Here is a 9,794-nt window from a genome sequence, read left to right as displayed (position 1 = left end):
CCATGCTGCGCGACCACGCTGTCTACCAACCCGCAACCACTACTGCGGCGGCTTGACAACGTCATTGAGATTCTCCTTCCACCTATCGGGCAGCGTAGCCCCGGCTAGAGTTGCGGCTCCGGGAAATTTGGATCCCAACTGTGTGAGGGCTCAAATCGGGCGGCCCAGAACCCGGATTTGGTCAGCCGCGCGACCTCTTCGCGCAGCAGGATCCCGATTTTCGTCGCGAATTCGCGAGGCAGCTCCAGCGCGGCGGTTGCCGCCACCCCGAGCTGATGGCTTATTTCGGGCTCGCAGATGGGCGCGCAGCGTAGCCGTCCCGCGTCGACGTCGGCGCCACAAGCCGCCGGCGGCAGCACCGTATACCCGAGGCCCGCCTCGACCAGATTCTTCGCAACCTCCAGCGAATCTGTCGAAAACCGCGCCGTGATACCAACTTTCAGACGAAGCGCGGTGTTCTCCAGAGTATTGCGGATGCCGGTGGCGGCGCTGGGCATCACGAGCGGCAGCGTGGCCAGGTCACTGAAGCACACTGGGCTGGTGGGCGACAGATCAGACGTTGGCCCCCCGACGAGAACGAGGTCCTCGACGACGAGATGCCGGTAGAAAAGGCGGTCATCGGACACCGGATTGATCACCGCCAAGTCGATAGCGCCCTTGAGCATGCGCTGGACGAGTTCGTCCGTCTCGGCCACCGCGACCCGGAAATGCACGTTGGGAAACGCCGCGCTCAGTGTCGCCAGGAGCGGCGCGGCCAGCACACCGGCCGCGGTGGGCACCATGCCGAACAGCAATCCGCGCTCGATCCGCGCCAGCGGCGATCCCGCATAGCGGACCGCGAGCTCAAGCTGGCGCAGGGGTGCGGCCGTCGACGAGCGCAATCGTTCGCCCTCCTCGGTGAGGTGCACTCCCCTGCGAGTCCGATGGAAAAGCACGATGCCGAGGTCTTCCTCCAACAGCCGGATTTGGCGACTCAGCGCCGGTTGGGCGACTCCCAACACGGCGGCGGCACGCGAGATCGAGCCCTCCTCCGCTATCCGCAGGAAGTACTTGAGTCGGTGGGTATCCATCGCTTCCAGATCTACCAGTCATACAAAATCGGCATGACTGATTTCCCGAATTGGTATTACCTGATCACCTCGATCCCGCCATATCGTCGGGCGAGGTCAGCATGGCGTCACAGTGGGATGCCGTGCGGGTCTGGCTGGCGAATCGAGTCGAGCTTCTGAGAGGGACCGCGATGACGGTGCAAGACGAGCAGGACTGGGTGCAGTTGCTGGGATTGGATCGGCTGCCCGAGCACATCATCGGCAAGCGGGTGACTGAGCTGATGGACCTGTCCGGCAAGAAAGCCTTCGTGACGGGTGCCGGGGGCGACGGCCTGGGGCAGGCGATCGCCAACCGGCTGGCCGGCTGCGGCGCCGATGTGGCACTGATCGGCCGGACCTTCGAGAAGGTGGAGCGGCGCGCTCAGGAGGTCGAGCAGCGCTGGGGAGTGCGGGCCATCCCCGTCAAGGCCGACATGTCCGATTGGGATCAAGTGCACGCCGCGGTGGAACGGGCGCACGGCGTACTCGGCGGCCTGGACATCATGGTCAACAATCCGGTGATGGTCGCTGCCGGTCCGTTTGAGAGGCAGACCAAGGACGAGATCGATTACACGGTCCTGGGCAGCCTGACCATGATGATGTACGGCGCACATGCCGCACTGCAGTACCTGCTTCCGCAGGGCTCGGGGAAGGTCATCAACATCGGATCGGTCGGCGGCCGCATCCAGCAGCGCGGCCTCGTCGTCTACAACGCGTGCAAGGCCGGGGTGATCGGTTTCACCCGCAATCTCGCCCACGAGGTCGCGCCGCGCGGTGTCAATGTCCTGGGCGTGGCGCCGGGCATCATGATCAAACCCGAGATGAGGCAGTACCTGCTCGACCCGCAGGACGACCAGCAGCGCGCCGGCCGCGGCGCGATTCACGAGGCGATCACCAACCAAGTCCAACTCGGGCGTGCCTCGTTGCCCGAGGAAGCCGCCAACATGGTCGCGTTCCTGGCCTCGGAGGCCGCCGATTACCTGTGCGGCCAGACCATCGACGTCGCCGGCGGCCAGTGGATGGGTTAGCAGTGACCGCAACGAGTTTCAGAAGGCGCCCGCGTTGCTGACTAACGCCGAGGTCATGGAGGAGGCGATCGGGCAGAACGGGTTGGCCGACTTCGGCGACGACTCGTTCGCCGAAGGCCTCGACATCCTGCTCGCCGCGCTGCGCGACGAGGCACGGCTGGACGACCGCGGCCAGGCGTTCCTGCATCAGCGCATCGTGGGTTACCTGTCGCAGCGTTTGCAGGTCGAGGATTGGTATCGACGCCATCCCGAGATCGACGACGTACCCATCAACGAGCCGCTGATCGGTCTGGGATTGCCGCGGACCGGGTCCACCGCGCTGTCGATGCTGCTGGCGCAGGATCCCGATGTCCGGTATCTACGGCGATGGGAATCGTCGCAACCGTGTCCGCCGCCCGCGACGGTGCGGGGCGTCGATCCACGCATCCCGTTCGACAAGGGCGAAATGGTCGGCACCCGCCACCACGTACCGGGTGACACGCATGGCCCGATGGAGTGCCACGAGTTGATGGCTCTCGACTTCAAGTCGCACATCTTCCAGTCCTTCGCCGAAATCCCCTCTTATTCAACGTGGTTGATCCAGGAGGCCGACCTCGTCCCGACGCTGCGGTATCAGCGACGGGTGATGAAGCTGCTGCAGTGGGGCGAGCCCGAGCGGCCGTGGCGCCTGAAATGCCCGTCGCACGTGTTATGGCTGGGCGCCCTGGACGCTGTGTTTCCGGACGCGCGATTCGTGATGACACACCGCGATCCGACCGACGTCATCTTGTCGGTGGCCGATCTGTACGCCGACATCATCGGATCGTTCAGCAACGAGATCGACCGCCACTACATCGGCCGGCTCAACATCGAGCATTGGTCGCTGGGGATGGAGCGCGCACTGGAGTTCCGCGCGAACGGCGCAGAGGATCGGTTCTACGACATCGACTTCCGCGCCATGCAGGACGATCCGATCGGCGAGGTCACCCGATTGTATGCATGGCTGGGCGCCCCTGTGGGTGCCCGGTTCGAAGCACGAATGCAGAGTTGGTGGACGCACGCCGCCACCGAGCGTGAGCCGAGCTCACACGCCGACCCGGTGGAGTTCGGCATTGACCTAGACGAGGTCCGGCCCCGATTCGCGCGCTATGTCGATTGTGCGCGCCGGTGGACTGCGCACCGAAACACCGACGAACAGGAGCCAACGGATGACCATTGATCTGACCGGGGGTATCGATCCGGCGCGCGAGTACATGTTGGCTCAGCGGCCGCAGGATCCGGAGATGCGTGACTCGGTGAGCTTTTGGGTGGTCGACGACCGCGGCGAGATTGGCTTGCCGCGCATCGGAATCGAAGCCGTAGGCGCCAATTGGGACGCCCACGACATCCAAGTGAATGCCGCTTTCCCCGACGGCCGGGTCTACCGGTTGCGGGGCAACGGGCCGTCGCTGCCCGCCCAGGGGTCCGACGGGCGGGCCAGCGTCTTGGGCGCCGGGGGCCTCGCGTTCCGCTGCATCGAGCCCTTCGAAACCTGGACGATGTCGTATGACGGGCCGGCGGTGCAGACGTCCTCTGCCGACTTGGTCGACGGGAAGAAGGATGGCCCGTCGGTGGACATCAGTTTTCGTGTCGAGGCGAAGATGGCGGTTCCCCCCTGGGTGCAGGGTGCACTGCAGCCCGACGCCGACGCACAACTCAAGACGACCGCGGTGGGCGCCATCATGGGCGGCCCGCGGTGCGAGCAGTTGTTCACCGCCACAGGCGAATTCCACGCGGCCGACAAAGACCACAGGTTCACCGGCAGTGGGCTGCGAATCCGGCGTACCGGAGTGCGCAAGCTCGCCGGCTTCTGGGGACACTCGTGGCAGTCGGCGGTCTTCCCCGACGGCAGAGCTTTCGGATACATCGCCTACCCGCCTCGCGCCGATGGCGAGGCCTCGTTCAACGAGGGATTCGTCTTCACGGGAGACGGCGGCCTCGTCCCGGCCCGAGCTGTCCAGGTACCGTGGCTGACCCGGCTTCGGCCGTTGGGCGAGGATGTCTCGCTGGTGCTGCAGACGGCGGATGGCGTCGTCGAAATCGCCGGCGAAACCGTCTTTTCCACCCATGACATCCACCACAACGACGACATGTACTCGATGCAGGCGCTCAAGCAGGAGATGCCCAGTTTCCCCGCGCTGCAGCAGGCCGGCGTGCGCTACACCTGGGATGGCGTAGAGACCTATGGGATGCTCGAGCGCTCCAATCCGCTCGACAAGATCGATCGCGACTAAGAGAGGAACCGAAAAGACCGATGAGCCAGTCACTGTCGGGGAAGGTAGCGCTGATCACCGGCGCCGCACGAGGACAAGGTCGAGCCCACGCCGCGCGCCTGGCCGCCGAGGGTGCCGACATCGTCGCCGTCGATATCGCCGGACCGTTGCCACCGAGCGTTCCCTACGATTCCCCGACGCCCGACGATCTGGCCGAGACGGCGCGGCTCGTGACCGCGAGCGGTCAACAGGTCATCACCGCCGCCGTCGACATCCGCGATCTGGACGCGCTCCAAGCCGCCGTGGACAAGGCGGTGGGTGAACTGGGGCGTCTCGACGTCATCGTCGCCAACGCCGGGATCTGCAGCCCCGCCCCCTGGGACCAGATCACTGCGCAGGCGTTCCGAGACACCATCGACACCAACGTAATCGGCACCTGGAACACCGTGATGGCGGGTGCACACCACATCATCGACGGCGGTCGCGGCGGCTCGATCATCCTGATCGGTTCCGCTGCCGGCATCAAGATGCAGTCGTTCATGATTCACTACACCGCAAGCAAACACGCGGTCGTCGGGATGGCGCGCGCATTCGCCGCGGAGCTCGGCCGATACAACATCCGCGTCAATAGCCTGAACCCGGGCGCGGTTTCGACGCCGATGGGCACCGGCCGGATGCGCGAGGCGCTCCAATCGGCCGCCGACGACTACCCACACCTGCGTGGTATGCATAAACCACTGCTGCCCGAAGGCATTGCGCAGCCGGAAGACATCGCGGATGCAGTGGCCTGGCTGGCGTCAGACCAATCCAGACTGGTTACCGCAAGCCAGGTTTCGGTCGATATCGGCGTGGGTTATGTTTGATGCGCGGGCTGAAGGACAGAACATTCCTGATCGCCGGAGGAGCCACCGGAATCGGTGCCGCGACCGCGGAACGCCTTGCCGGCGAAGGGGCTTCCGTCGCCGTCGGTGACCTCAACATCGCCGGCGCCACCGCCACCGCGGAACGGATCGCCGAGTCCGGTGGACGCGCGATCGCCGTGGAATTCGACCTTGCCGACGAAGCGTCCGTGCGGCGCCTCGTCGACGTGACCATAGGGGAGTTCGGTGCGATTCACGGTCTGCACAACGTCGGTGCCGACCTTTCCGACCACAACCTGGGGCGCGACACCACGATCCTGGATACCGACATGGACGTCTGGCTGCGCACCCTCGACGTCAACCTGCTCGGCTACGTCCGCACCATCCGGGCCGTACTCCCCCACCTGCTGGACCAGGGTGGCGGCAGCATTGTGAACACCTCCTCCGGAGCGGCCCTGGGCAGCGACCCGCTGCATGTCGCCTACGGCGCCTCGAAGGCCGCGGTGAACCACCTGACCCGCCACGTCGCCGTCAATTGGGGCAAACACAACATCCGGAGCAACGGCGTCATGCCCGGGCTGGTGATGGGCGAAACTCAGGAACGTCAGAACGACATACAGCTGCAGCAGGCCTTCTTCATGTTCGGCAAGACCACCCGACTGGGCAGACCCGACGACCTCGCCGCAATCACGGCCTTTCTGCTGTCGGACGAAGCCGAGTGGATCACCGGCCAGGTCTGGTACATCGGCGGCGGCTCGCACCTGCGGCAATAGCGACTCGGCGGGCATCGTTGGTCATGCCCCGGCGTAGTGCGGGGAATAGCAAAGAACACCTCGCCGCCCGACGAGACGATTGTCGCTATCGATGCCGGTCGATAGGGTCGCTGTTCATGGGCGTGCTGCGCTTCCTCTGGCAACGAGTACTCGCCTTCGACCGGCTCGGTGCGCGCATTCCCCAGCTAATCCAGACATGGCTGACGGAGTTTTTCTTCGTGATGCCGTTGACGTTCTTCATCGGCAAGGTGATCGATATCCACGGCGCGCTGGGTGTGCCCGGCACCGGCGAACGGCTGGACGGAACCTTCTGGGGCGCGCTTGTGGTTTCGCTCGTTTTCGGTTTCTTCTTCGTCCGCTCCCTCGTGAGGCCCCGGATGGTGCAGGGATCTTGGACGCCGACGGTGCACGCGGATATCGGGCCGGTGACCGTCTACGGCGGTAACCCCGCGTGGCGCGTGACCTACCCGTACCTGACCAGTCACCCGTCGTACGCGCTGCTCTTACTGATTACCGCCCCGATCCCGGCCGTCATGTGGGCGGCCACCGCTAACCAGGGCGACAGCACGTTCTACTGGCGAGCGTGCGGCATCGTCGGCCTGATCATCATCGCTGGCATGGCGCTGACGCGCGTATTGGCTTGGTACGTCTTTCGATTCGGCCGCCGTCAGCTCGACACGCAACTGCATGGCTTGGGGATCTCGCAACGTCGACTCGGGTGGGAAATCGCCTGGAAACCGGTGCTGGTGTTGGTGATCTTGATGTACGCCGTCGTCTGCATCCCGTTGGCTGGGCTCTGGCTGAAGGAGCAACGGGCGATCGCGGCCCTGCCGGTCGTCACCGCCGCCGACGCGGAACATCCCGGCGAATATCGCCGGGTGAAAGGCACTGTGGCCTCGAAACCCGTCTACTGGGCTCCGCTGGGCTTGGGCCGCGGCGGCAACAACTACGCGGGAGCCGGTGTGCTGGTGGCGCTGGCCAGCGGCGGCGAGGCGCTGGTGCTCGCCGATTCGATGGCGGTCCCGGACTTCAAGGGGATGATGTCGCGTGTTCACAACGGCCAGCTCACGGCCACCGGCAAGGTGATCGATGCCGTCACGCCCGACCAGCGGAAGTACTACGGCTTCGATGAGGACGCGTTTCCGGTGCCCCCGTCCGCGGGCCGGGTCGTGCTGTTGTTGTCCCAGCCCTGACCGCCGGTCGCGCAATCCGGCAGAATCGTGCTGCCCGGGTACGACCCCCCCATGACGGAGGTAACGCCCGAAGGTGCATCGGAAGGAATGCCATGACCACGAGTGAATACCGCGTCGACGGGATGAGCTGCGGCCACTGCGAGGCGGCCGTCAAGGACGAGGTCGGCCGCCTGCCCGGCGTGGAGCGCGTGGACGTCAGCGCCGACACGGGCAGGCTGGTGATCACGAGTTCGGTTCCCATCGACGCGGCCGCCGTCCTCGGTGCGGTCGACGAGGCCGGCTACGAGGCTGTCCTAGTGGCATGAGCGCAGCACCGGTGAACCATATCGAGCTGGAGATCGCGGGGATGACGTGCGCGTCGTGCGCCGCCCGGATCGAGAAGAAACTGAACAGACTCGACGGCGTCGCCGCCACCGTCAACTACGCCACCGAAAAGGCCGCTCTCACGGTCCCCCCGGGGTACGACCCGCAGTTGCTGATCACCGCCGTCGAACAGGCCGGTTACACCGCCGCTCTGCCGCGGGAGGAGCCCGCACCGGAGAAGGCCGCCGACCCCGAACTGACCGCGCTTCGCACCCGCCTGATCACCGCGGCCGTGCTCGCCGGCCCGGTCATCGCCATGGCGATGATTCCCGCCTTGCAGTTCCGCTATTGGCAGTGGGCCTCGCTGGTCCTGGCCGCACCGGTCGTCGTGTGGGCCGGCCGCCCCTTCCACGCCGCCGCCTGGGCCAATCTCAGGCACGGCGCCGCCACCATGGACACCCTCGTCTCGATCGGAACGCTGGCGGCATTCCTGTGGTCGCTGTATGCGCTGTTCTTGGGGACGGCCGGACAACCGGGGATGCGCGACGACTTCGAGCTGACCGTTCGGCCCTCCGACGCTGCGGGCAACATCTACCTCGAAGTCGCCGCGGGAGTGACTCTGTTCGTGCTGGCCGGGCGGTACTTCGAGAAGCGCTCCAAGCGGACGGCGGGCGCCGCGCTGCGCGCCCTGCTGCAGCTCGGCGCCAAGGATGTGGCGGTATTACGGGACGGCGTCGAGATCCGCATCCCGGTGGACCGCCTCGCGGTCGGCGACGACTTCGTGGTGCGGCCCGGGGAGAAGGTGGCCACCGATGGCATCGTGGTCTCGGGTTCCTCGGCCGTGGACGCCTCGATGCTCACCGGCGAATCCGTCTTCGCCGAGGTCGGCGAGGGCGACACCGTCACCGGCGCCACCGTCAACGCAGGCGGGCGCATCGTCGTGCGCGCCACCCGGGTTGGCGACGACACCCAGCTCGCGCACATGGCCAAGCTGGTCGAGGAGGCCCAATCCGGCAAGGCCGAGGTGCAGCGGCTCGCCGACCGCATCTCCGGCGTCTTCGTCCCCGTGGTCATCGGCATCGCCCTGGCCACGCTCGGCGGATGGATCGCGTTGGGCTTCCCGCTCACCGCGGCCCTGACCGCGGCCGTCGCGGTGCTCATCATCGCCTGCCCGTGCGCGCTGGGGCTGGCTACCCCGACCGCCCTGCTGGTCGGCACCGGCCGCGCTGCTCAGCTCGGCGTGTTGATCAAGGGGCCCGAAGTCCTGGAGTCCACCCGCAACGTCGACACGATCGTGCTCGACAAGACCGGCACCGTCACCACCGGGAAGATGACTCTCGTCGACGTGGTCAGCGGGCCGGGGACCGACCGCGAAACGTTGCTGCGCTACGCCGGGGCGCTCGAGGACGCGTCCGAACACCCCATCGCGCAGGCCATCGCCAAGGCCGCCAAGGCCAAGCTCGGCGCCCTGCCCGCGCCCGAGCTCTTCACCAATCTGGAAGGCAACGGCGTGCGGGGCAATGTCGACGGCCACACCGTCGTCGTCGGGCGCGCGAGCCTGCTGGCCGATTGGGACCAGCCGCTGGACGCCGCGCTGTCGGCGGGCAAGGCCCGCGCCGAGGCCGACGGCAAAACCGTGGTCGCCGTCGGGTGGGACGGCCGCGCCCGCGGCGTCCTGGTAGTCGCCGACACCGTCAAACCCACCAGCGCGGAAGCGGTCCGGCAGTTCAAAGCTCTGGGCCTGACGCCAATCCTGCTGACCGGCGACAACGCGGCCGTCGCGAATCGGATCGCCGACCAGGTCGGCATCGCGCAGGTCCTGTCCGAAACAATGCCCGCCGACAAGGTCGCCGCCATCAAGCGGTTGCAGTCCGAGGGCAAGGTCGTCGCGATGGTCGGCGACGGCGTCAACGACGCCGCGGCGCTGGCCGCCGCCGACCTCGGCGTGGCCATGGGCACCGGCACGGACGTCGCGATCGAAGCCGCCGACCTCACCGTCACCCGCGGTGACTTACGCGCCGCCGTCGATGCGATTCGGCTGTCCCGGCGGACGCTGACCACCATCAAGGCCAACCTGTTCTGGGCCTTCGGCTACAACGTCGCCGCCATCCCGCTCGCCGCGCTCGGCATGCTCAACCCGATGCTCGCCGGCGCCGCGATGGCCTTTTCCAGCGTTTTCGTCGTCGCCAACAGCCTGCGGCTCCGCTCGTCCACCAGCGTCACAGACGCCTAGATCGCCACGCCCACACGCCACGCTGGCAGGCGGACCGGTGGGGCTGGTGTGGGATAGTTGTTCGGACCCACCGCGTTCGAAAAGA

9 protein-coding genes are annotated in these 9,794 nt (G+C 66.6%); 8 read left to right on the top strand and 1 reads right to left on the bottom strand.

Going from position 1 to position 9,794, the window contains the following annotated elements; genetic code table 11:
- Positions 1–104: 104 nt before the first annotated feature.
- Complete coding sequence (locus AWC17_RS19095; RefSeq protein ID WP_046184563.1) at positions 105–1,070, bottom strand: LysR family transcriptional regulator; 966 nt, start codon at positions 1,068–1,070, stop codon at positions 105–107.
- Between the two features lie 170 nt (positions 1,071–1,240).
- Here AWC17_RS19095 and AWC17_RS19090 point away from each other — a divergent pair, with 170 nt between their 5' ends.
- The 8 genes from AWC17_RS19090 to AWC17_RS19055 all read left to right on the top strand — a co-directional run bounded on the left by AWC17_RS19090 (position 1,241) and on the right by AWC17_RS19055 (position 9,709).
- Complete coding sequence (locus AWC17_RS19090; protein ID WP_046184574.1) at positions 1,241–2,116, top strand: SDR family NAD(P)-dependent oxidoreductase; 876 nt, start codon at positions 1,241–1,243, stop codon at positions 2,114–2,116.
- A 34-nt stretch (positions 2,117–2,150) separates the two neighbouring features.
- The gene (locus tag AWC17_RS19085; RefSeq protein ID WP_046184564.1) at positions 2,151–3,314 is read left to right on the top strand and encodes a sulfotransferase family protein; all 1,164 of its coding nucleotides are present in this window, start codon (positions 2,151–2,153) and stop codon (positions 3,312–3,314) included.
- A complete protein-coding gene (locus tag AWC17_RS19080) occupies positions 3,304–4,368 on the top strand; it encodes a hypothetical protein (RefSeq protein ID WP_046184565.1) in 1,065 nt (354 codons plus the stop codon). The genes AWC17_RS19085 and AWC17_RS19080 overlap by 11 nt, the downstream gene beginning before the upstream one ends.
- A gap of 20 nt (positions 4,369–4,388) precedes the next feature.
- Positions 4,389–5,210, top strand: coding sequence for a mycofactocin-coupled SDR family oxidoreductase (locus AWC17_RS19075; RefSeq protein ID WP_046184566.1), 822 nt, complete (start codon positions 4,389–4,391; stop codon positions 5,208–5,210).
- Entirely contained in the window at positions 5,210–5,980 is a 771-nt protein-coding gene (locus tag AWC17_RS19070; RefSeq protein WP_046184567.1) for an SDR family NAD(P)-dependent oxidoreductase, read from the top strand. Before AWC17_RS19075 ends, AWC17_RS19070 begins: the two co-directional genes overlap by 1 nt.
- A gap of 116 nt (positions 5,981–6,096) precedes the next feature.
- Positions 6,097–7,173 (top strand): hypothetical protein, encoded by a 1,077-nt coding sequence (locus AWC17_RS19065; protein WP_046184568.1) that lies wholly within the window; start codon positions 6,097–6,099, stop codon positions 7,171–7,173.
- Between the two features lie 92 nt (positions 7,174–7,265).
- Positions 7,266–7,478: a heavy-metal-associated domain-containing protein gene (locus AWC17_RS19060; protein ID WP_046184569.1), complete on the top strand. Its 213-nt coding sequence runs from the start codon at positions 7,266–7,268 to the stop codon at positions 7,476–7,478.
- Positions 7,475–9,709 (top strand): heavy metal translocating P-type ATPase, encoded by a 2,235-nt coding sequence (locus AWC17_RS19055; protein WP_046184570.1) that lies wholly within the window; start codon positions 7,475–7,477, stop codon positions 9,707–9,709. The genes AWC17_RS19060 and AWC17_RS19055 overlap by 4 nt, the downstream gene beginning before the upstream one ends.
- Positions 9,710–9,794 lie beyond the last annotated feature (85 nt).

The organism is Mycobacterium nebraskense (assembly GCF_002102255.1).
Lineage (GTDB): Bacteria > Actinomycetota > Actinomycetes > Mycobacteriales > Mycobacteriaceae > Mycobacterium > Mycobacterium nebraskense.
This window is presented reverse-complemented; position numbering and strand designations above follow the sequence as displayed.